Source organism: Nocardioides pollutisoli (assembly GCF_040045055.1).
In the GTDB taxonomy this organism is placed as follows: Bacteria; Actinomycetota; Actinomycetes; order Propionibacteriales; family Nocardioidaceae; genus Nocardioides; species Nocardioides tweenelious.
This window is the reverse complement of sequence record NZ_JBDZDU010000001.1, coordinates 2,802,225-2,823,382: the sequence shown is the minus strand read 5'-3', so window position 1 is coordinate 2,823,382 and position 21,158 is coordinate 2,802,225. Positions and strand designations below refer to the sequence as shown.

At 69.7% G+C, this 21,158-nt stretch carries 22 protein-coding genes; 9 read left to right on the top strand and 13 right to left on the bottom strand.

Annotation, left to right across the window (positions count from 1 at the left end; all coding sequences use genetic code 11):
* Positions 1-27: 27 nt before the first annotated feature.
* Both ABLE68_RS13790 and ABLE68_RS13785 read left to right on the top strand, forming a co-directional pair.
* Positions 28-1,719, top strand: a complete 1,692-nt coding sequence (locus ABLE68_RS13790) for a fibronectin type III domain-containing protein (protein WP_348872064.1) — start codon at positions 28-30, stop codon at positions 1,717-1,719.
* Between the two features lie 35 nt (positions 1,720-1,754).
* Positions 1,755-2,723, top strand: coding sequence for a calcium-binding protein (locus ABLE68_RS13785; protein WP_348872062.1), 969 nt, complete (start codon positions 1,755-1,757; stop codon positions 2,721-2,723).
* On the opposite strand, the gene ABLE68_RS13780 is transcribed toward ABLE68_RS13785, so the two are convergent.
* Complete coding sequence (locus ABLE68_RS13780) at positions 2,713-3,612, bottom strand: oxygenase MpaB family protein (RefSeq protein WP_348872060.1); 900 nt, start codon at positions 3,610-3,612, stop codon at positions 2,713-2,715. The genes ABLE68_RS13785 and ABLE68_RS13780 overlap by 11 nt on opposite strands.
* A 46-nt stretch (positions 3,613-3,658) precedes the next feature.
* Here ABLE68_RS13780 and ABLE68_RS13775 point away from each other — a divergent pair, with 46 nt between their 5' ends.
* On the top strand, positions 3,659-4,264 hold the full coding sequence (locus tag ABLE68_RS13775) for a TetR/AcrR family transcriptional regulator (RefSeq protein WP_348872059.1): 606 nt from the start codon (positions 3,659-3,661) through the stop codon (positions 4,262-4,264).
* A 103-nt stretch (positions 4,265-4,367) separates the two neighbouring features.
* Here the strand turns inward: ABLE68_RS13775 and prfB are convergent, their stop codons facing one another.
* From prfB to ABLE68_RS13755, 4 genes are read right to left on the bottom strand one after another with little or no spacing between them, the layout of a single operon-like run.
* Entirely contained in the window at positions 4,368-5,486 is a 1,119-nt protein-coding gene (gene prfB / locus ABLE68_RS13770; protein ID WP_348872057.1) for a peptide chain release factor 2, read from the bottom strand.
* Positions 5,487-5,525: 39 nt separating this feature from the next.
* Positions 5,526-6,287 carry a response regulator gene (locus tag ABLE68_RS13765; protein ID WP_348872055.1) on the bottom strand — a complete coding sequence of 254 codons (762 nt, stop codon included), beginning with the start codon at positions 6,285-6,287 and terminating at the stop codon, positions 5,526-5,528.
* A gap of 10 nt (positions 6,288-6,297) precedes the next feature.
* Positions 6,298-8,235 (bottom strand): PAS domain S-box protein, encoded by a 1,938-nt coding sequence (locus ABLE68_RS13760; protein WP_348872054.1) that lies wholly within the window; start codon positions 8,233-8,235, stop codon positions 6,298-6,300.
* Between the two features lie 19 nt (positions 8,236-8,254).
* The gene (locus tag ABLE68_RS13755) at positions 8,255-8,719 is read right to left on the bottom strand and encodes a CAP domain-containing protein (protein ID WP_348872053.1); all 465 of its coding nucleotides are present in this window, start codon (positions 8,717-8,719) and stop codon (positions 8,255-8,257) included.
* Positions 8,720-8,824: 105 nt separating this feature from the next.
* Between ABLE68_RS13755 and ABLE68_RS13750 the strand changes: the two genes are divergently transcribed.
* Both ABLE68_RS13750 and ABLE68_RS13745 read left to right on the top strand, forming a co-directional pair.
* A complete protein-coding gene (locus tag ABLE68_RS13750; protein WP_348872051.1) occupies positions 8,825-10,984 on the top strand; it encodes a hypothetical protein in 2,160 nt (719 codons plus the stop codon).
* 79 nt (positions 10,985-11,063) lie between these two features.
* Positions 11,064-12,524: a glycoside hydrolase family 6 protein gene (locus ABLE68_RS13745; protein WP_348872050.1), complete on the top strand. Its 1,461-nt coding sequence runs from the start codon at positions 11,064-11,066 to the stop codon at positions 12,522-12,524.
* Positions 12,525-12,776: 252 nt separating this feature from the next.
* Here ABLE68_RS13745 and ABLE68_RS13740 read toward each other — a convergent pair whose 3' ends face one another.
* On the bottom strand, positions 12,777-13,082 hold the full coding sequence (locus ABLE68_RS13740; protein WP_348872047.1) for a MerR family transcriptional regulator: 306 nt from the start codon (positions 13,080-13,082) through the stop codon (positions 12,777-12,779).
* 82 nt (positions 13,083-13,164) lie between these two features.
* Here ABLE68_RS13740 and ABLE68_RS13735 point away from each other — a divergent pair, with 82 nt between their 5' ends.
* Positions 13,165-13,605, top strand: coding sequence for an Hsp20/alpha crystallin family protein (locus tag ABLE68_RS13735; RefSeq protein ID WP_348872045.1), 441 nt, complete (start codon positions 13,165-13,167; stop codon positions 13,603-13,605).
* Positions 13,606-13,668: 63 nt separating this feature from the next.
* Here ABLE68_RS13735 and ABLE68_RS13730 read toward each other — a convergent pair whose 3' ends face one another.
* Genes ABLE68_RS13730 through ABLE68_RS13700 form a run of 7 tightly spaced genes read right to left on the bottom strand, consistent with a single transcriptional unit; the run spans position 13,669 to position 17,451 of the window.
* Complete coding sequence (locus ABLE68_RS13730) at positions 13,669-14,112, bottom strand: TadE/TadG family type IV pilus assembly protein (protein ID WP_348872044.1); 444 nt, start codon at positions 14,110-14,112, stop codon at positions 13,669-13,671.
* Complete coding sequence (locus tag ABLE68_RS13725; RefSeq protein WP_348872041.1) at positions 14,099-14,554, bottom strand: hypothetical protein; 456 nt, start codon at positions 14,552-14,554, stop codon at positions 14,099-14,101. Before ABLE68_RS13725 ends, ABLE68_RS13730 begins: the two co-directional genes overlap by 14 nt.
* On the bottom strand, positions 14,551-14,901 hold the full coding sequence (locus ABLE68_RS13720) for a TadE/TadG family type IV pilus assembly protein (RefSeq protein WP_348872039.1): 351 nt from the start codon (positions 14,899-14,901) through the stop codon (positions 14,551-14,553). Before ABLE68_RS13720 ends, ABLE68_RS13725 begins: the two co-directional genes overlap by 4 nt.
* Positions 14,902-14,946: 45 nt before the next feature.
* Complete coding sequence (locus ABLE68_RS13715; protein ID WP_425475632.1) at positions 14,947-15,141, bottom strand: hypothetical protein; 195 nt, start codon at positions 15,139-15,141, stop codon at positions 14,947-14,949.
* A gap of 11 nt (positions 15,142-15,152) precedes the next feature.
* Positions 15,153-16,094: a type II secretion system F family protein gene (locus ABLE68_RS13710; protein ID WP_348872037.1), complete on the bottom strand. Its 942-nt coding sequence runs from the start codon at positions 16,092-16,094 to the stop codon at positions 15,153-15,155.
* On the bottom strand, positions 16,091-16,945 hold the full coding sequence (locus ABLE68_RS13705; protein ID WP_348872036.1) for a type II secretion system F family protein: 855 nt from the start codon (positions 16,943-16,945) through the stop codon (positions 16,091-16,093). The genes ABLE68_RS13710 and ABLE68_RS13705 overlap by 4 nt, the downstream gene beginning before the upstream one ends.
* On the bottom strand, positions 16,945-17,451 hold the full coding sequence (locus ABLE68_RS13700; RefSeq protein ID WP_348872034.1) for an ATPase, T2SS/T4P/T4SS family: 507 nt from the start codon (positions 17,449-17,451) through the stop codon (positions 16,945-16,947). Before ABLE68_RS13700 ends, ABLE68_RS13705 begins: the two co-directional genes overlap by 1 nt.
* A 64-nt stretch (positions 17,452-17,515) precedes the next feature.
* Here ABLE68_RS13700 and ABLE68_RS13695 point away from each other — a divergent pair, with 64 nt between their 5' ends.
* The 3 genes from ABLE68_RS13695 (at position 17,516) to ABLE68_RS13685 (ending at position 21,095) form a co-directional block, all read left to right on the top strand.
* Positions 17,516-19,054 (top strand): recombinase family protein, encoded by a 1,539-nt coding sequence (locus ABLE68_RS13695; protein WP_348872032.1) that lies wholly within the window; start codon positions 17,516-17,518, stop codon positions 19,052-19,054.
* 17 nt (positions 19,055-19,071) lie between these two features.
* The gene (locus ABLE68_RS13690; protein ID WP_348872031.1) at positions 19,072-19,401 is read left to right on the top strand and encodes a hypothetical protein; all 330 of its coding nucleotides are present in this window, start codon (positions 19,072-19,074) and stop codon (positions 19,399-19,401) included.
* Between the two features lie 179 nt (positions 19,402-19,580).
* Positions 19,581-21,095 carry an ATP-dependent nuclease gene (locus tag ABLE68_RS13685; RefSeq protein ID WP_348872030.1) on the top strand — a complete coding sequence of 505 codons (1,515 nt, stop codon included), beginning with the start codon at positions 19,581-19,583 and terminating at the stop codon, positions 21,093-21,095.
* Positions 21,096-21,158 lie beyond the last annotated feature (63 nt).

The window sequence follows — 21,158 nt, the reverse complement described above, 5'->3', positions numbered from 1 at the left end:
TAGCGTCGTACGGCAGGAGGTCGGGGGATGGGGAACAAGCTTCGTGGCGCACTCACGGTCGCGCTCGCGCTGGCGGTGACGAGCGGGATGACCGTGCCGAGCGCGCTCGCGCAGGTCGACCCCGCCGGGAGCTCGATCAAGCACGCTGCAGCGGTCAACGACATGTCCGTGGCTCGGCTGTCGACGATCCTGCGCACCGACCCGACTGCCGCCCTGACCGACAGCGGTCGGCTGTTCTACACGGACGTCGCGCCGAGCCTGGAGCACCGCGGACGGTTCACCGCGGCCAACGCGCCGTACCCGCTCGACCAGACCTTCGCTCTCCACAGCAACCCGGGCTCGAACCGGACGATCTTCCTCGACTTCGACGGCACGGACGACGTGGGCTCCGAATGGGGCGTCCCCGACAACCAGCCCGCGTGGACGATCGACGGCAACGCCAGCACGTTCAACGCCACCGAGCAGGCAGCGGTCCAGGCCGTCTGGCAGCAGGTCAGCGAGGACTACGCACCCTTCGACGTCGACGTCACGACCGAGGACCAGGGCGACGCGGTCATCGACCGGAGCGGCTCCGGTGACCAGCAGTACGGCGCGCACGTCCTGATCGGGCCGAGCCCGAGCGCCGCCGACATCCTGTGCCCCGACGGCTGCGGCGGCATCGCGATCCTGGGCGCGTTCGACCAGACCTTCTCGCACCAGCAGGAACAACCCGCCTGGGTCTTCTCGCAGTACCTCACCAGCGAGACGTTCCAGGCCAGCGACGCCAAGTACCTCGCCGAGGCGGCCACCCACGAGGTCGGCCACCAGCTGTCCCTGTCGCACGACGGCACGGCGAAGGACCCGGACTACTACGAGGGTCACGGCTCGTGGGCGCCGATCATGGGTGCCGGCTACTACCAGCCGATCGTGCAGTGGAGCCAGGGCGACTACCCGGGCGCGAACAACCACGAGGACGACCTGGCGATGATCGCCAGCCACGGCCTGAGCTATCGCGCCGACGAGGCCGGGGGCACGATCGCCACGGCCTCGGGGCTTCCCAGCGGTACGGCGTACGTCACGACCCGCTCGGACAAGGACTTCTACGACCTCGGCGAGTGCGAGGGCGCGCTGACGATCGACGCCGAGGTGGCTCCCGTCAGCCCAGACCTCGACATCGAGCTGCGGCTCTACGACGGCGACGGCAACCTGGTCGCCTCCGACAACCCGACGTCGACCCGGGTCAGCGACTTCGTGGCCAGCGGCATGTCGGCGAGCATCTCCACCGAGGTGGACCCTGGCGACTACGTCGTCTCCGTCGACGGCGTCGGCAACGGCACCCCGGCCAACGGCTACGACGACTACGCCAGCATCGGCGCCTACACGCTGACCAGCAGCTGCGGCGACGTCGACCCCGACCCCGACCCCACGGTCGACGTCCCGGGCGCACCGACCATCGGCCGGGCGAGCCCGGGGGCGCGGGGCGGACAGGTGACCGCGACGGCGCGCTGGGCGGCTCCTCTGGACGACGGCGGCGCCGCGGTCGACGGCTACGTGGTCAGCGCGACCCGGTGGAAGAACGGCTTCGCGGTGCGGACGCTCAGCTCGAACGTGCTGAAGGCGAGCACGCACGCCGCGTCCTTCGTGCTCGGTCGGGGCGTGTGGAGCTTCCGGGTGCAGGCGCGCAACTCCGAGGGGTTCGGGGCGTTCAGCCCGGCCTCGAAGCGGGTCACTGCACGCTGATCAGCACTGCCACCATCTCGGAAAGGGAGCACCCGGTGCGCCACCTGCTCGTCCTCACCCTCCTGGTCCTCCCTCTGCTCACCGTCTCACCGGCGGCCGACGCGGCGCCCACCTGTGGCGGCAAACGGGCCACGATGGTCTTCGGTGACGGCGACGACTACGTCTTCGGCACCAGCGGCGACGACGTGGTGGTCCTCGGAGCGGGCGACGACACGTACCAGCAGAGCGGTGGCGGACACGACCTGGTGTGCGGCGGAGCGGGCACGGACTACATCGACGTCGGAGTGGGCCGGGCGGAGGTCTGGGGCGGGCCGGGCGACGACGACTTCCTCGACCGCGACGCTCCCGCGGGCCGCCGTGGCGCGGCCGATCTCTTCCACGGTGGACCCGGCCACGACCGTCTCGCCTTCACCGGCCCCGCCATCAGCCTGACCGTCGCGGACGGACACGAAGTGGGCAACGAGCGCGACGCCTTCACCGGCGTCGAGGGGTTCATGGGGACCTTCGGCGACGACGTGTTCGTCGGGACCTCTCGCGCTGACGACTACTACGACAACGGCGGCTCGGACGAGATCACCACCGGAGGTGGCAACGACGCCGTCGACATCGTGAGGGGCCGGAGCGTCGTCCACATGGGCGCCGGCGACGACACGGTGACCGTGTCCTTCGCCTACGGCGCGATCCACACCGGCTCGGGCGACGATCGGATCCAGGTCGGCGCGTCGAACCCGGAGGTCGTCGACGGCGGTCCGGGCACCGACACCATCGGCCTCTGGTACGACGACGAGGGCGCCACCATCGACCTGGCGGCCGCGACCGTGACCAACGCGACCGTCGGGGCGTTCCCCATCGCCGGCATCGAGGACGTGGACGGCAGTCCCGGCGACGACACCATCTACGGCGACGACGGGCCGAACCGGCTCTTCGGCTCCGGCGGCCAGGACACGGTCGACGGCCGCGGCGGCAATGACGTGTGTGACGCCGAGGTCATGGTCAGCTGCTGAGCTGCTCCGCGTCTCCGTGGCGCACCGGGCAGCCGGCGACGCCGGGCACCGGGAAGGTGCCGAGCTGCTCGATGTCGTAGCCGTCGGGATAGCTGCGGATCTGCGGCAGGTCCTCGATCAGCTTCGGGTCCTTGCGCGCCGGGAAGGCGCGCAGCAGGAACCCGCGGGCCTTGAGTGCGCCGCGCGAGATCGCGACCACGGCGGCCGGCGGGTCGTCGTACCGGAACGCGGCGCGCAGCGGCGGGTCCATCAGCGCGCGGCTGAAGATGCCCATCACCGGTCGCGCCACCCTCGGCTGGAAGTCGACCATCAGCGCGAGCGTCGAGTCCGCGACGCGACGGCCGCCCTCGTCGTAGCCGAAGTGCTCGGCCTCGTAGGAGTCCATCAGCTCCTCGAAGTCGGCGTACGTCTCCGGGATGTCCTTGATGCCCAGGTGGCGGCCGAGGGTGCGGTAGTAGTGCACGCTCGCCTCGAGCTCGTTGGGCGTCAGCGGCCGCTTGCCGTAGTCGTCGAGCCAGCGCTTGGGGACGACGACGAAGGTGCTGAGCACGTAGCGGAACTCGTGGTTGGGGATGTCGTAGGCCCGGTGCATCGCGTTGATCCGGCGGATCGCGGCCTTGGCCTCCGGGTCGTCGAACCCCAGCCGGGTCGGCGGCTCGAGCAGCAGCGCCGTGTCGTCGTAGCGCTTCTGCACGTTGCCGGTGAACTCGCCGGTCTCGTCGAGCAGCCGCCCGATGCCGGGGACCGCGTACGTGCGGAACAGAGCGAAGCCGAGCGCCTGGTTCATGTCCCAGGGGAACTCGTGCCCGACGACGGTCGCGTAGATCTCCACGAAGTCGGTGGCCGGGTCGAGCTCGTCGTTGCGTCGCTTCCAGTGGTCGCGCCTCATGGTCGACAAACTAGAGCAGGCACTCCAGTTCTGTACAGTGACGCTCGTGCGCACCCCGCTCCAGACCCGCAGCTCGTCGTCGGCCGACCGGATGCTCGACGCGACCCTGGAGCTGCTCGAGGCCGGTGGGCTGCAGGCGGTCACGGTCGCTGCCGTCGCCCAGCTGGCCGAGACGTCCAACGGATCGCTCTACCACCGCTTCGGCGACCGGGCCGGGCTACTGCTCGCCGCCCAGGACCGGGCGTTGTCGACGATCGAGACCGAGACGGCGGCGGCCTTCGCCCGCGCGGACGCCGAGCCCGACGACACCCGCGCCCTGCGTCTGCTGGCGGACGCCGCGCTCGACATCTTCACGAGGCACCGCGGCCCGATGCGGGCGTTCCTGGTCGAGGGGCAGGGCGACGCCGGCCTCGAGCAGCGCAACGAGCGCAGCTCGCACCTGCTGGCCCGCACCGTCTGCGGCTGGCTGCGCAGCCGCTTCGACGCGTCACCCGCCGACGCCGAGGCGGCGTGGCGGATCCTCTTCGCCCTCGGCGCCTCCCAGGCGCTCTTCGACGACGCGCAGGTCTCCCCCGGCACGGTGGGCGCCGACGCCCTCGCTGACGCTGTCGCCCGGGCGATCGGTGCGGTGGTGTCACGCTCCGCTGGTTGAGGAAGGACGAAGTCCTGTCTCGAAACCGCGAAACCCGACGTACATGCGTTGGCTGCGGGGGTTTCGAGACGGTCGCTGCGCGACCTCCTCAACCTCCGGATGCCTAGTTCTCGGCGGCCTTCTCGGCGCCGCGGCGCCAGCGGATGCCGGCCTCGAGGAACCCGTCGAGGTCGCCGTCGAACACGGCCTGCGGGTTGCCCTGCTCGTAGCCGGTCCGGAGGTCCTTGACGATCTGGTAGGGGTTCAGCACGTAGTTGCGCATCTGGTCGCCCCAGCTCGCCTGCACGTCGCCGCGCAGCCCGTCGAGGTGTGCCTTCTCCTCGGCCTTCTTCAGCGCGAGCAGCTTGGCCTTGAGCACGACCATCGCGGAGGCCTTGTTCTGCAGCTGCGACTTCTCGTTCTGGCAGCTGACGACCGTGCCGGTCGGGATGTGCGTGAGGCGTACGGCGGAGTCGGTGGTGTTGACCGACTGGCCACCCGGACCGCCGGAGCGGTAGACGTCGACGCGGATGTCCTCGTCGGGGATGTCGATCTCGTCGGTCTGCTCGAGCACCGGGACGACCTCGACCGCGGCGAACGACGTCTGCCGGCGGCCCTGGTTGTCGAACGGGCTGATCCGGACCAGACGGTGGGTGCCGGCCTCGACCGACAGCGTGCCGTAGGTGTACGGCGCGTGGATGGCGAAGGTGGCGGACTTGAGGCCGGCCTCCTCGGCGTACGACGTCTCGAAGACCTCGACGGGGTAGCCGTGCTGCTCGGCCCAGCGGACGTACATCCGCATCAGCGTCTCGGCGAAGTCGGCCGCATCGACGCCACCGGCGCCGGCGCGGATCGAGACGAGCGCCTCGCGCGCGTCGTACTCACCGTTGAGGAGGGTGCGGACCTCCAGGTTGTCGACGACCTTCTTCACCCGCTCGAGCTCGAGCTCGGCGTCGGCGATCGCGCCTGCGTCGCCCTCCTCCTGGCCGAGCTCGACCATGATCGCGAGGTCCTCGATGCGACCACCGAGCGCAGTCACGCGGTCGAGCTCACCCTGGAGCGCGGACAGGCGACCGGTGATCCGGGTCGCGCTCTCCACGTTGTCCCAGAGGTCGGGCGCGGCGACCTGTTCACCCAGGTCGGCGATCTCCCGGCGCATGGCGTCGACGTCGAGCACCTGCTCGATCGTGTGCATGGTCGCCTGGAGCTGCTTGATCTCTGCTTCGAAGTCCGGTCCTGCCACAAGGAGCAAGGTTACGGGCTGACGGTGAGTGGGACCTACTCAGTGACCCACACCGGGCGCCAGCGCCGGGATGGCCAGGTCCGCCCAGACCCGCTTGCCACCGCTCCCGCCGGCCTCCATGCCCCACGACGCGGCGAGGGCGCCGACCAGGTGCAGGCCGCGACCGTGCTCCTCGGTCTCGGTCAACGGCTGCGGCTCCGGGGTGCCCGCGCCGTCGTCCTCGACCTCGATCCGCAGCGCGGTCCCGGTGGCGACGAGGCGGACGCGGTAGGACGACTCGGCGTGCGTCAGCGCGTTGGCGGCGAGCTCACTGACGACCAGCAGCGCGTCGTCCATCGGCTCGTCGATGCCCCACTCGACGAGCTTCTCGCGGACGAACCGTCGCGCGACCGCGACGCTCGCCAGGTCGTCGGGGAGATCGAGGACCGCCTCGGTGTCCGACGGCCGACCGACCGACTCGAGGAGCTCCATGAGGTAGCCCAGGTCGGCGTCCTTGAGGACGAACCCCTCGGCGTGGGAGTCGAGCCAGGCCCGGTCGACGGTCTCGAGGCCGGAGAAGACCACGACCTTGGAGGCCGGCGACTCCTGACGGATGCGACCGAGCACCTCCCCGCCGGCGATGTCGGGCAGGCCGAGGTCGAGAACGACGATGTCGGGACGCAGTTGAGCAGCGAGCATGACGGCTTCGGCACCGTCAGCCGCCTCGCCCACGACCTCGAAGCCGCCCCGAAAACGAAGGGAGGTGCGGACCAACCGGCGTACCTCCACGACGTCGTCCACCAAGAGGACGCGGATCGGCACGGGAGGCAGCCTAGGCGTTCGGAGGGCTGTGCGGGAGGAGCACGACGAAAGCGCCGGGTTCCGACCCCTCCGGGCGGCGGTACGTCGCGTCGCCGCCGTGGGCTCGCGCCAGCTGTCGGACGATGTAGAGACCGAGTCCGGTGCCACCGGCGGCGCGGCCCGTGGAGAAGCGCTCGAAGAGCCGCTCGGACATCTCGGGCTGGACGCCCGGACCGGCGTCCGACACGGCGACCTCGATCTCGTCACCGATCCGGCGGGCACTGGCGACCACGGGTGGGACGCCGTGCGCCAGCGCGTTGCTGACCAGGTTGTCGACGATCTGGGCCAGGCGCTGGCCGTCTCCCTGCACCACCAGGTCGCGCTCGGTGTCGGCGATGATCGCGGCCCCCGGGTGGGTGCGCTGCGCGGTGGCGACGCTGGTGTCGACGACCGCGCCGACGTCGACCGCGGCGAGGTCGAGCTGGAGGGCGCTGGACTGCAGGCGCGACGCGGTCAGCAGGTCGGCGAGCAGCCGCCGCAGCCGCCCGGCGCTGGAGCTCATGCCTGCGAGCAGCTCGTCGCGCTCGTCCTCCTCGAGGTCGGCCCAGTGGGCCGCCAGCGTGTCCGCCGTACCCCCGAGCACCCCGACCGGGGTGCGCAGCTCGTGGGCCGTGACGGCGAGGAAGTGCGCCTGGTCCTCGGCGACCTGCTGCAGCCGGGCGTTGGCCGCCGTCAGCGCCGCGGAGGTCGCCTCGCGTTCCTGGAGCATCGCGCGTCGCTCCGACACGTCCCGCGTGACCTTCGCGAAGCCCACGTGGCGGCCGTCCCCGTTGCGGACCGTCGTGATGACGACGTTGGCCCAGAACTGGGTGCCGTCCTTGCGGACCCGCCAGCCCTCCTCCTCGTAGTGACCGTCGCGCAGGGCCATCACGAGCTCGTGCTCCGGGTGCTGGGACTCCTGCAGCTCCGGCGGGTAGAAGACCCGGAAGTGCTGGCCGATGATCTCGTCGGCCGTGTAGCCCTTGGTGCGCTGCGCCCCGGCGTTCCAGCTCTCGATCAGGCCCTCGGGCGAGAGCATGAAGATCGCGTAGTCCTCGACCGTCTCGACCAGCAGCCGGAAGCGGTCCTCGCTGCGCCGCAGCTCCTCCTCGGCACCGCGCTGGGCGGTGACATCCTCCATCTGCAGGAAGAGGTAGAGCGGCCGGTCGTTGCTGTCGAGGACCGGAGCCAGGGTGGTGCGGACCTGGAGCGGCACCGCCGGTCCGGCGATCTCGTGCTCGATCTTCACGACCCGACGGCGACCCGCGAGGATGTCCGCGAGCGCGGCGCGGACCGCGGTCGCGCTCGCTGCCGTGAAGTCGGCGAAGGGTACGCCGACCAGGTCGTCGACCGAGAGCTCGAAGAGCGCCGCGAGCGTGCGGTTGGCGCGGACGATCTGACCGGCGAGCGTCACCGTGGCCATGCCGATCGCGGCGTCCTCGAAGACCTCCCGGAAACGCTCGAGGTGCTCACGCAGGATGCTGCGGTCGAGGTCGTCGGCGGCCGGGTGCTGGGTCTCCAGCGGGCTGGTCGGCGCCACCGGCGCGTCCGCGCCGAGGACGGCGAGCAGGTCCTCGGCGAGATCGTCGAGCGCCATCGACTTCTCCAGGAACGCCGAGGCGCCGAGCGCCATCGCGCGGTGCGCGAGGCCCTGCTCCTGGAAGCCGCTGTACATCACCACCCGGGTCCCCGGGGAGGCCTCGAGGATCAGCGGCAGCGCCTCGAGTCCGTCCATGACCGGCATGGACACGTCGAGGAGGACCAGCGTCGGCCGGAGCTGGCGCACCAGCTCGACCGCTTCGGCACCGTTGGCCGCGCCGCCGACCACGTCGAGCTTGTCGGAAAGCCGCAGCCGAGCGCGGACCAGCGCCCGCACCTCAGCGGCGTCGTCGACGACCACGATCGTCGGACGGTTGCGCTCCTCGCCCACCCGAGGAACCTAGCTCATCTCAGCGGGACATCTTCCGGCCGAAGACCTGCGAGACGTACCACGAGCCGTCCTGGCCCTGTCGTGCTCCGAGCCCGATCAGGCGGTAGCCCGGGCGCATGATGTTCTTCCGGTGCGGCGGCGAGTTCATCCAGCCCACGACGACGACGGAGGTCCCGGTGGGATAGCCGTAGGCGACGTTCTCACCCACCTCCTGGAGCCCGCACTGGCGCAGGATCGGGCCGAGCTCCTGGTGGAACATCACCTCCCGGGCCGCCATCCGTCCGGCCTGCTTGACCGCGAACCGCTGCACGCAGTCCGCCTGCCTGAGCCTGACCCGGTCGTGGAGGCGTCGCTCGAGGTTGGTCGCGTCGATGGCGTCGCGTTGGTAGGTCTTCGAGTCGCCCGGGGCAGGGACGCTCGCCTCGGCCGGCGCCAGCCAGGCCGACGCGCTCACGAGCAGGCAGACCAGCGGACAGATGGACATCAGTCGGGTGGCGATGGTGCAAACCTCCGAAGGCATGGGCTAGACCGTTCCCCCTGTCGCATCGTAACCGCCACCGATCCGGCGCCAGCGACCTAACCTCCGGACATGGTCCCCCGCCGCTCGATCTCCGTCGCCGTTCCCTTCACGCTTGCGCTGGCCCTGGGCCTCACGCTGGGCGCGCCGAGCGCCACGGCGCAGCAGACGAGCCCCGGCTCGACCCTCCGGGTGCAGGAGGACCCCCGTCCGGGCGACCTGCCCGCCGGCTCCCTGATCACGGACGGGTCGATCTTCGACCTGGTGCACGCCGGGGACCGGATCTACGCGGTCGGCGCCTTCGGACGGATCGGCCGCTACCAGGGCGCGGGCGACCGCCTCGACGCCACCGGCGCCCAGCTCGCCAGCCCGCAGCTCGCCGACGGCCAGATCTCGGTCGAGGTCAGCGACGGCGCCGGCGGCTGGTACCTCGGCGGCGACTTCTCCGGGATCGGCGGCAAGGCGTCCGGCGGCCTGGCGCACGTGCTGGCGGACGGCTCCCTGGACCCCGCGTTCCTCCCGAAGACCAACGGCCTGGTGAGCGCGATCGCGCTCGTCGGCGGCACGCTCTACGTCGGCGGTGACTTCACCAAGGTCGGCTCGGCGTCCCGGGCCGGGCTCGCGGCCGTCTCCGTCGCGGACGGCTCCGTCCTGCCCTTCGACGCACCGCAGAGCCGGCGCGTCACCGAGCTCGAGGCCGGGCCGACGGCTCTCTACGTCGGCACCGAGGACCACCTCTCGGCGGTCAACCTCCTGACCGGCGCCACGCTGCCCGCCTTCACGTCGACCTCGGCCGAGGAGGTGCACGCGCTCACGCTCGGCGGTGGCCACCTGTACGTCGGCACCCACAAGCTGGTCGCCCTCGACCCGACCACCGGCGCCGTGGACGCGACGTTCAACGCGGGTGCGGCCCAGTCGGGGCGCTACTACCACTCGCTGCTCTGGACGGACGGCGGCCTCTACGTCGGCTCCGACCGCACGGACCGGCTGCAGGTGCTCGACCCCGAGACCGGTGCGGTCGACCCGACCTTCAACGCCCACTTCGCCGGGAGCAACGGCACCTTCGGTGGACCGGGCGGCGTCTACGACCTCGCGCTCGACGGCAGCCACCTGTGGGTCGCCGGCAGCTTCACCTCGGCGGGCGGCGTGGCCACCGATGGGCTCGCGGTCCTCGACGCGACCTCGGGCACCCGCGTCGACGTCAGCACCCCGAAGTACGACAAGCAGGTCAACGCCGTGGAGCTCTCCGGCGGCGCCGTCTTCGTCGGTGGCACCTTCGCGATGAGCGACTGGATGCGCACGCGCAACATCGCCGCCCTGGACGCCACGACCCTGGAGCCGCTGCGGGGGTTCCACATGAGCGAGCGGCCGTACGGCGACCTGACCATCGGCTCCGACGCGTTGTACATGGCGAGCAACCACTTCGAGGGCTACGACAGCTACGACGTCAACCACCCCTACTACAACTACACGTCGTCGGTGCGCGCCTTCGATCCCGACTCGGGCGCCGCGCTGCCCAAGCTCTCCCTCAAGGTGAGCAACCTGTCAGGCATCACCACGATCGGCGACCGGCTCTACGTCGCGCAGCGTCTCGACAACGACATCAAGTTCCCCCGCAACCGGATCACGGTCTACGACGCCCGGGGCAAGAAGGTGCGGTCGTTCCAGGTCCCGCTGCTCGGCTACGTCAGCACGCTCAGCAGCGTCGGCGGCGACCTGCTGCTCGGCGGCAGCTTCAAGCGCAAGAGCGCGAACGGCGGCCTGCGCAACACCGCACTGCTCCGCGTGGACGCCACCAACGGCGACCGCCGGCCGTACTTCGACCCGCACATCCACGGGCCGGTCTACGACCTCGCGGTGCAGGGCTCCTCGGTCTTCGCCAACGGGCTCTTCCAGAAGGTCTTCGAGGGTCCCACCGCCGTCAACAGCCGGGGCATCACCAAGATGAGCTCGCGCTCGACCAGGGACGACCAGTTCTCCACGCCGTCGAAGTTCAACGGCGCGGGCTACAGCACGCGGATCCACGCGCTCGGCAGCCTCTTGTGGTTCGACTCCTACCGCGGCAGGTTCCTCGACATCGACAGCGGTGAGTTCGTGCCGTCGCCGGTGCCCGAGCGCCACCCGAGCGCTGTCACGACCGCGCCCGGCGGCTACGCCTACGGGTCGAACATCTACACGAACCTCAACGGGCAGGACTTCCTCCCGCTGGGGGTCATCGCGAAGACCAGCTGACCAAACCGCCCCCGGGGCGGCTCCGAACGTCTTACGCTCGAAGCACCATCCGAGACGTCATCCGGGGAGCCGTCCCGCCATGCGCACACGCCTGATCCGACTGCTCGCGCTCGGCGTGGTCGCCGCGCTCATGGCGCTGCCGACCGGCCCGGACGCCACCGCCGCCGGCCCCGGCGTCACGCCCGGGCCGCCGAAGCAGCTGCACACGACCGTCGTGCCGGGCCGGCAGGCGATCGAGGTGACCTGGTCCGCCCCGACCGGGCTGCCGACGCCGCTCCTGTACGACGTGATGCTCGACGGTGTCGTGGTCGCGACCGTGCCACTGACCACGACGTCGTACACGATCACGAGCGGGCTCGAGCTCGGCCACACCTACGACGTCGCCGTGCGCGGCACGATCGGCATCGCCACCGGCAAGGCGGCGTCGACCGAGCAGACCCTCTACATCGCGCCGGTCACCACCGTGCAGGACGCCAACCCGTCCAACCCGCTCGCCGGGCGCGAGTGGGGCGTCTACCTCGGGCTGCAGGACCCCGCCTACAACGGCTGGGCCAAGCTCGGGCAGGCGGCGCAGGACGAGCTCGCGCCGATCGCGATGATCCACAAGGCGAAGTTCTTCGGGAAGTGGGTCGCCGACAGCCAGGCCGACGACCTGACCCGGCAGTACATCGACAACGCCCAGGACGGCGACCCGACCAGGCTGACGATCATGACCCTCTTCCGGATGTTCCCGTGGGAGGGCGAGGCGCGGATCGACAAGCGGCTCCCGACGGAGGCCGAGCAGGCGTCGTACAAGACCTTCGTGCGCGGTGTCGCCCGGGCGATCGACGACAACCCGGTCGCGGTGGTGCTGCAGCCGGACGGCTACTTCGTGAAAAAGGCCTTCGAGGCGTACGCCGACAAGCTCGGCCGCAAGCAGGCCCTGCTGCCCGCGCGGCTGCTGAAGTGGACGTCGAAGACGCTCTCCGCGCAGCCGCACACGACGGTCTACGTCGACATGGGCTCGGAGGACTGGGCGCTCGGCGACGCCGCCACGGTCGCGAAGTGGCTCAAGCTCTCGGGCGTGGAGTTTGCCCGCGGCTTCTCGATGAACGTGTCGCACAAGAACTACCTCGACCGTGAGATCAACTTCGCCAAGGAGGTCTCGCAGCAGCTCGCCGACCTGGGTCTGCCCGGCAAGCACGCGGTGCTCGACACCTCCGACAACGGCCAGCCCTTCGCCGGCAGCGAGATCAACCCGCGCGGACCGCACAGCGGGCCCTACACCGCCCCCGGCGAGATCAACCCCTGCACGAAGAAGAACCAGAAGAACCCCTGCACGGCGCTCGGCGTCCCGCCGACCACCGACGTCGACAACCCCCTCTGGGGACTCTCGGCGGCCGACGAGGCGACGGCCGCGAAGTACGTCGACGCCTACCTCTGGGTGAGCCGCCCGTGGCTGCCCAACCAGGGCACCGGTGGCGCGAAGTTCGACAAGGGCATGGCGACCCGCCTGCTCAAGACCTGGGAGTTCTCGCCGTACTTCACCGGCACGCCGTAGCCCGTTGGTTGAGGAAGGCCCCCTGCGGGCCTGTCCCCAGCGTTGGTTGAGGAAGGCCCCCTGGGCGCCTGTCCCCAGCGTTGGTCGAGCAAGGCCCCTGGGGGCCTGTCCCCAGCGTTGGTCGAGCAAGGCCCCTGGGGGCCTGTCCCCAGCGTTGGTCGAGCAAGGCCCCTGGGGGCCTGTCCCCAGCGTTGGTTGAGGAAGGCCCCCTGGGGGCCTGTCTCGAAACCCCCGCAGCCCGTCAGCGCTCCCTCATCGCCGCCCGCCGCTGCGGCGCAGCCGCTCCTCGAGGACGCGCACCCGCTCCTCGAGGGCGACGACGTGCGCGATCCCGGCGAGGTTGAGCCCGTCGGCCAGGAGCTCGCGGACCCGGTGCAGCCGGTCGATGTCGTCGGCGCTGTAGAGCCGCGACCCACCGGGCGTGCGGTCGGGCTCGACCAGCCCGCGGCGCTCGTAGACGCGGAGGTTCTGGATCTCCATCGACACCATCTCGGCCGCCACCGAGATGGCGAACACGCCACGACTGCGCTGACCATCCTCCGCTTGACTCCGGCTCATGCATTGACTATATAAAACCTGTATCCGCTGTTACAGATCTAGGGACCACAAGTCCCTGACCGACGAACCAGGAGGACATGTGATGCTGCTTCGTACGACCGACCCGTTCCGTGACCTCGACCGCCTGGCTCAGCAGGTCCTCGGCACCACCAACCGCCCCGCGGTCATGCCGATGGACGCGTGGCGCGAGGGTGACCGCTTCGTCATCGAGTTCGACCTCCCCGGCGTCGCCCGCGAGAGCATCGACCTCGACGTCGAGCGCAACGTGCTCACCGTCCGGGCCGAGCGCGTGGCCCGCAACGGCGACTGGGAGTCGCTGGCGGCCGAGCGTCCGCGCGGTGTCTTCAGCCGCCAGCTCGTGCTCGGCGACAACCTCGACCTGGACCGCATCGAGGCCGGCTACGCCGACGGCGTCCTGCGGCTGACCGTCCCGGTCGCGGAGAAGGCCAAGCCGCGCAAGATCGAGGTCTCCCACGGCTCGAGCAGCGAGCGCGGGGAGCAGCCGGCCGCCATCAACGCCTGAGCGACGACAGAGCCCCGGGACCGCCCTCACGCAGCGAGCGGCCCGGGGCTTCGTCGTCCCGTCCTATCGCTCCGCCACCACCACCGCAGACCCGGTCGCGCCGATCGTCGCGACCGCCGGCGAGCCCGGGACGGTGAGCGGCAGGTCGAGCGGCGCGGTGACGTGCACGGTGACGCTGGAGGTGCGCGGGTCGACGTGGACGGTGAAGGACAGGCCGGGGTACTTCGCGTAGGCGCCCGAGCTCGCGAGGTAGTCCTGCACCGACGAGCGGACGGCACCGGCCGTCAGGTCGAGACGACCTTCCGGGACTCCCCCGGCGTACACCTCACGTCCGGTCGCCCCGAGGTCCGCGCCACGGAGTGCGGCGCCGTCGGCGACGGTGTCGAGCCCCTGGCGCTGGAGATAGGCCGCGGACACGTCGACGACCATGGCAACCGCCATGGCGAGCACGAGCGCGAGGCCCACGATCAGCACCGTGGTCTGGCCGGACTCGTCACGGCGTCGCATCGGCGACCTCCTGGAACTGTCCGATGGGGACCGTGTGGGTCGCGTCCAGCGCGAAGCCCGGCGCACTGCCACCGAGGATCGCCGGCATCAGCGGCAGGTCGACCCGCGAGCGCACGACGACGGTGATCACCGAGGTGCCGGAGTGGCAGTCCTGGGGGTACGGCGTGCAGGTGATCTCGACGTCGAGCGGGACGCCGTGCACGCCCTGGTCGTCGAGCGCTTGCGCCGCGGCCGCGTAGGCCCGCGCCCGCCCGGTGGCGTCGTCGGGTGCGAGGGCGTAGGCACGCCCCGCCGCCCGAGCCGCTCCCGAGACGGCGAAGGCACCGCGCTGCACGTCGAAGACCGACACTACGATCCAGAGCACCGGGACCAGGAGCAGGATCCCGAGCCAGCTCAGCTCGACGAGGGCGCTGCCCCGCTCGTCGCGGGTGCGACGCCTCACGGCGGCTGCTCCTCGACCGCGTGCCCGGTGACGGTGAACTCGATGCCCGGACCGCCGATGCCCAGTGCGGGGACGACCACGTGCACGGTGACCTCGACTCCCGGGACCCCGTCGACCATCGCCGCGTGGGCGTCGACGTCCCGGGCGAAGCCGCCGGAGACCGCTCCGTCGATCTGGCTGCGCGTCCGTGCGGCGCCATCAGCGGGATCGCGGTCCAGCGTGGCGGCGTATCGCGCACCCTCGGACGCCGCAGACGCGACGGTGTTGCGGACCAGGAGCACGAGCGCGACCTGGAGGATGCCGAGGAAGAGCGGCACCAGGACGACGAGCACCAGCACGAAGTCCACCACCGCAGACCCGCGCTGATCGGCTCGGCGCCATGGCACGGCTGCCTACTTCACCTGGTTCAGCGCCGACGTCACCATGTCCTGCAGGGCCGGACCGGCGACCGCGGTGATGCCGACGACCAGGCCTGCAGTCATCACCGTGATCATCACCCACCCCGGCACGTCGCCGCGCTCGTCGCGCTCGTGCGGTGCGGTCAGGACCAGCCAGAGCCGGGCCAGTGTCATCGAGATGTGTTCCATGGTTCCCCTCCTCAGGGAGTGGTGAGGTGCAGGCCCACGACGCCGGGCCAGAACGCGAAGAGGACGGTGATCGGGAGGACCAGGAAGACGACGGGCACCATCATCAGGACCTCCTTGCGGGCAGCCGCCTCGATCAGCTCGCGGCGCCCGGCCTCGCGGACGTCGGCCGCCTGGGCGTGCAGCACGTCGGCCAGCGGGGTGCCCCGCTCCACCGCGACGGCGACGCCCTGGGCGAACCGCGACACCAGGGGCAGGCCGGTGCTCGCGGCCAGCTCGTCGAAGGCCACGCTGACCGGCTCGCCGGTGCGGATCGCGGCCAGCACCCGGCCGAGCTCGGTGGAGAGCTCACCGCCACTGCGGCGTACGACGCGATCGAGCGCGGAGACCGGGCTCTCGCCGGCGGCGACCGCGAGGGCGAGGAGCTCGGCGACGGTCGGGAACTCCTCGAGGATGCGGCGCTCGCGCCGGCGTACCTGGCTGGTGAGGTGGGTGTCGCGCGCGAGCACCCCGGCGGCGAAGGCGAAGGCGCAGAACGCCAGCCAGAGCCCGACAGAGCCGGGATGGGTCACGGTCCGCAGGATCCCGACGGCGGCTGCGCCCGCGAAGCCGACCAGGCCCCACTGCACCTGCTCGACCCGGAACTCCGCCACGGTCTTGTGCAGGTCCGCCCGCTCCAGTCGACGGCGGACCGAGGTCGCCCCACCGAGTACCCGCTCGACGACGTCGGCCGCCGACTGCAGCACCGGCCCGAAGACTCCGGCCGCGGCCATCGTGGGCGAAGCCGACGGCGTACGAGCGCTGGGAGTGCGGCCGAGCTGGGGTACGTCGCGGACGTAGGGCAGCACGCGCAGCGCGAGCTGGGGACGCCGGATCGTCCGCACCCGGGCCGCGACGAGCAACAACCCGGCAGCGAAAAGCCCGCCGAGGGCGGTGCCCCACATCGCCGGCGTCACGAGAGGATCCGTCTCTCGGTCGGGAGCCGGCCGATGCGCATCATCAGCCGGTAGGCGACCACGCAGGCAACGGCTCCGAGGATCAGCACGAACACACCCGTGGGCGAGGCGTAGCGGTGGATCACCTCGGACTGGAACGACATGAGCAGCAGGACCAGCCAGGGCGACGCGACCGCGAGCCGAGCACCGTTGACGGTCCAGGCCTGCCGGGCCTCCATCTCGGAGCGGGTGCGAGCGTCCTCGCGCAGGTAGGTCGACAGGTTGCGCAGCAGCCGGCCGAGCTCGCCGCCGCCCACCTCACGGGCGATCCGCAGTCCCTCCACGACGCGGTCGCCCACGGGGTCGGCGAGCCGGTCCTTGAGCCGGTCGAGCGACTCCCCGAACCGACCGGTTACCTGGTAGTCGAGCGCGAACTGGTCGAACGCCGGTCGCAGCGGCGCCGGCCCGCGCACCCCGAGGCCCGCGAGCGCATCGGGCAGCGACATCCCGGCGCGTACGGCGGAGGTCAGGTTGTCGACCGCCTCGGGCCAGACCTCGGCGAGCTCCCGCTGGCGTCGCCGGGCGCGACCGGTGACGACCCCGACCGGCAGGTAGGCGCCCATCAGCCCGAAGGCGACCGCGACGGGCGGGGTGCCGGAGATCAGCCCGACGACCAACGTCGTCACTGCTCCGCACAGGACCGAGAGGACGACGAACCCGGTGACCGACACCTGTTCGAGACCCGCTTGCCGCAGGACCTGGCTCCAGCGCGACGGCGTAGGCGTGTCGTCGCGCGGGCGTCGCGGCAGGAAGAACGCGCTCCACACCAGCATCAGCCCGATGCCGACGCCGAGCCCGACCAACGCGCCCATCACGAGGCTCCGGCGATGACCCGGTGGATGTCGATGCCGAGGCGCTCGTAGCGCTCGAGGTGCGGTGGCATCCCGCCGGCCCGACGGAGCTCGCCGCCGCGCCGCTCGAAGATCGGCTCGACCTCGATCACGTCGTTCTCGACCCGGCCCGGCACCCCGACGATCTCGTTCGTCCGGCGTACGCCGTGCTCGTCGATCCCGAGGTGGACGACGAGGTCCACGGACGCAGACACCGTCGGGACCACGAACCGCGACGAGATGTTCTCGCCCGCCAGCAACGGCAGCGTGCACATCTTGACCAGCGACTCGCGGGCGCTGTTGGCGTGGATCGTGCACATGCCCGGCAGTCCTGCGTTGAGGGCGAGCAGCAGGTCGAGGCACTCCTCGGCGCGGACCTCACCCACGATGATCCGGCTGGGCCGCATCCGCAGGCTCTCCTTGACCAGGTCGCGCAGACGGATCTCGCCCGTGCCCTCGAGCCCGGACTGACGCGTCTGCAACGGCACCCAGTCGGGGTGACCGGACTGCGATGAAGCTAGTCAGAGCCAGGCGGGAGGCCGTACGTAGTACATGGAGCCCAAGATGTGTGCGCTGTACCTCAGACTCAGTGACGACAAGAAGAAGACCGGCGAGAACGTTGCCGACCAGGAACGTGCCTGCCGCGAGATCGCGGAGGCGATGCAGTTCGTTGTGTTCGATGTGTACTGCGACAACTCGCGACCGGCCTCGGATCCCGAGGCGAAGCCCAGGCCGGAGTTTGAGCGCCTGCTCCGTGATGCCGACGCGGGCCTCTTTTCGGCAGTGATCGTCCGGCACGCGGACCGGCTGTACCGACATCCCATCGATCAGCTTCGCGTCAGTCGAGTGTTCGGCACGCGCAAGATCCTCGTACACCAGGAGTGGGCGGGATACCCGCTCGATCTCGCCACTCCCTCTGGCGTACTCAATGCTGGAATTGCGGCTCAGGTCGCGCTGTACGAAATCGAACACAAGAAGGAACGACAGAAGGTCTTTCACGAGCAGTTGCTTCGCGAAGGTCGACCGCAGCCCGGTGGGCCACGACCTTTCGGGTTCAACCGCGACATGACACCCCACGATCTGGAGGCACCCGAAATCGGACTGGCGGTACAGCACGTCCTGGCCGGCGGGTCCCTTGGCTCCCTGATCTCTGACTGGAACAACCGCGAGATTCCGGCGCCTCGAGGGGGCAAGTGGGGCTATTCCTCGATGCGCGCCCTACTCATGCGCTGGAGCAACGCCGGCATTCGGCAGCGGACAGTCATTGATTCTGTGACGGGTCGGCGGACGGCCATCGAACACTCCCCTGGCACGTGGGAAGGGCTTGTGAACGAGGAGGACTTCCGCGCCCTCCGGATCAAGTTAGAGGACCCGAGTCGTATCCGTCACCGGGGTCAAGTGGGCCGCCGGCACTTGCTCTCGCACATCCTCCGGTGTGGCAAGTGCGGCGGATCGATGCGCGGTGCCTCAACGACCTCCAGAGCCGGTCGGAAGTACCTCACCTACCAGTGCGGCGCGGCCGGCTGCCGCCTTGGCGTCGACTATGAAACTGCGAACTTCGTCATCACTGAGGCCCTCTACTCGCGCCTAACCCTTCCCAGTGCATCGATGCTCGAGCTGACGGCTGGAGAACGAGACAAAGCGCAGCGGGTCAAGGCTCGTCTCGAGCAGATCGTTGGGGACGAGAGGCTGATCGAGACGTCGAAAATCTCTCCGGAGTCACGCCTCCGACAACTCGAGGGTCTCTACATCGAGCGACGTCAGCTAGAGGATCGTCTCTCGGGCATTACACAGCGGATGGCGCTAGCCGCAATGCTGGCAAACCAGGTCAACATCGTTCGAGATGGGAAGGCGTCCTTCAAGCTGGCCGCCGAGGTCAAGGACCAAGTCCGTCATGGATTCGCCTCGCTCGACCTCAACAGCAAGCGCGAGATCATTCGAGCGCTCTTTCGTATCGAGGTGCAGCCGGCCCTGAAAGGGGTGCGCCCAACCAAGTCAACCGCCGCTGCACGAGTGATAGTCACCTGGATCGATCCGATCACCGGCGCGCCAGAACCGCCAGATTGGTCGGACTGCGAATGGATGAACTAACGCAAGCTAGCTCCGGCGTGACGGCGTCGTACGTCGTCACGGGCGCGACGCGGCAGGAAGAACGCGCTCGTCACGAGCGTCAGTCCAATGCCGACGCCGAGCCCGAGCCCGAGCCCGCCGGACAGTTGCAGATCATCGCCACGCCGCTCGAAGATCGGCTCGACCTCGATCACGTCGTTCTCGACCCGACCGGGGATACCGGCGATCTCGTCGATACGCCGCACGCCTTGCTCGTCGATGCGGCGGAGGCGGACGACCAGGTCGACCGGCGCCGCGACCATCGGGCCGCGAACCTCGTGCCTCGCTCAAGTGAAGGTCGCCTGCATGCTGCCGAAGTAGAGAGATGACGCTGATCGAAGAACCTCAGACCGCCGACGAGGTCCAATTGCAGATCGCGGTCGGATGCGCCGCCAATTCGCTCGGAGGTCGTGCCGGGGACGCCTCAAGAACGGTCCAAACCGCTTGATTGAGGAACGCACGTCGCGGAAACGCGACTCTGAGCAACCGGACACGGCACACTGCGGGGGTGCCGATTGAATCCGTCGAGGTGCGCAACTTTCGCTCGATCCGCGAAAGTGGGCAGATTGACCTGGGGCCGATCACTCTCCTGATCGGCGAGAACAACGCAGGGAAGTCGTCCCTGCTACGCGCCGTGCACATGGTCCAAGGTGGCGGACGTGCTGAGCCCGACGACATCCGTATCGGAACTGGTCGCGCCCAAGTCGTCCTAGCCATTAGCGATCCGCCGCCCACGGCGGTTTCCACAATCTTGCGTCACGGGCGATACCCGCTTGGGGACGGTGTGACTCTGACGGCTGACAAGGACGCTTACGAGTTCGGCGTGTCACTGGACTGGCCGAGAGACTCTCAGCGGGCGGCACAGGTAGTGCAGATTCCGTCGCGACGTCCTGACCATCTGACGGTGCCGTTCTTCTCCCGGCGGAAGAGTGCCCAATACGAGTCGGCAGTTAGACGCGACCTCGCACAAGAGGTCGACACGACCGACCGAAACTTGACGTCGCGAATTGCAAGCCTGGCGACCGGAGCGCACTCGGAGGGCAGGCGGTACCGAGAACTCGTAGACCGCGTGCTGGGCATCGAGGTCTCCACCTATCTCGTTGACGACGGTCAGATCCCCGGCCAAGCGGTGTCGTCGGGGGACGGGATCGCACTAACACGCATGGGCGAGGGCGTCAGCAGCATCGTTGCAATGATGACCGATCTGGCCGCACCGGGGCGCAGACTCTTCCTGATCGAGGAGCCCGAGAACGACCTACACCCGAGGGCGCTGCGCGCCTTGCTGGATGTTCTCGGCGAGGCCGCTATCGATGGGCATCAGTTCCTGATCACAACGCACAGCGACATCGTGTTGCGTGAACTTGGAGCCAAGCTTGGGACGCGGATCTATCGGGTCGAAGTCGGCGCCGATGACAGGGGTCTTCCGCTGAGCTCGTATCACCCGATTTCCGACTCGCTCGACCGCGAGGAAGCCCTTCGCGAACTCGGGTACGAGCAGACCGCGCCGTACGGGTGGCTTCTGATGGAGGAAGCCAGTGGTGAGACCTTCGTTCGCGATGTAATCATTCCGCTCTTCGCACCGCGGCTCGCGATCCTCCGTACGGTCTCTGCAAACGGCGCTGGCAACCTTGCGAGACGTCTTGACGGCTTGCACTCAATGCTGCTCTTCGCCCACCTGTCCACCGATGCTCCACTGGCGTGGGTCATCGCCGACGGCGATCGTGCCGGCCGCGATGCAATCGGGGAACTACGGGAGCGATTCTCCGCTTGGCCGCCGGATCGGTTTCGGACGCTCGACCGGAACAACATCGAGGAGTTCTACCCGGCACGATTCTCCGACCAAGTGGAAGCCATCAGAGCAGAAGGGGATCGACAGCGGGCGATGCGCATGAAGGGCGAACTTGTGCGGGCCGTTCGAACGTGGGCTGTGGGCAACGACGACGCTGAAGCTGAACTCGAGCAGAGCGCTCGACCTCTGATCGATCTCCTCCGCTCAGTGCAGGAGTCAGTAGCCGCTCACTAAAGTCGAAATCGGCAATAAGACTCAGGCGTAAGGATCTCGCGCATTCAGTCCGTGGGATCAATC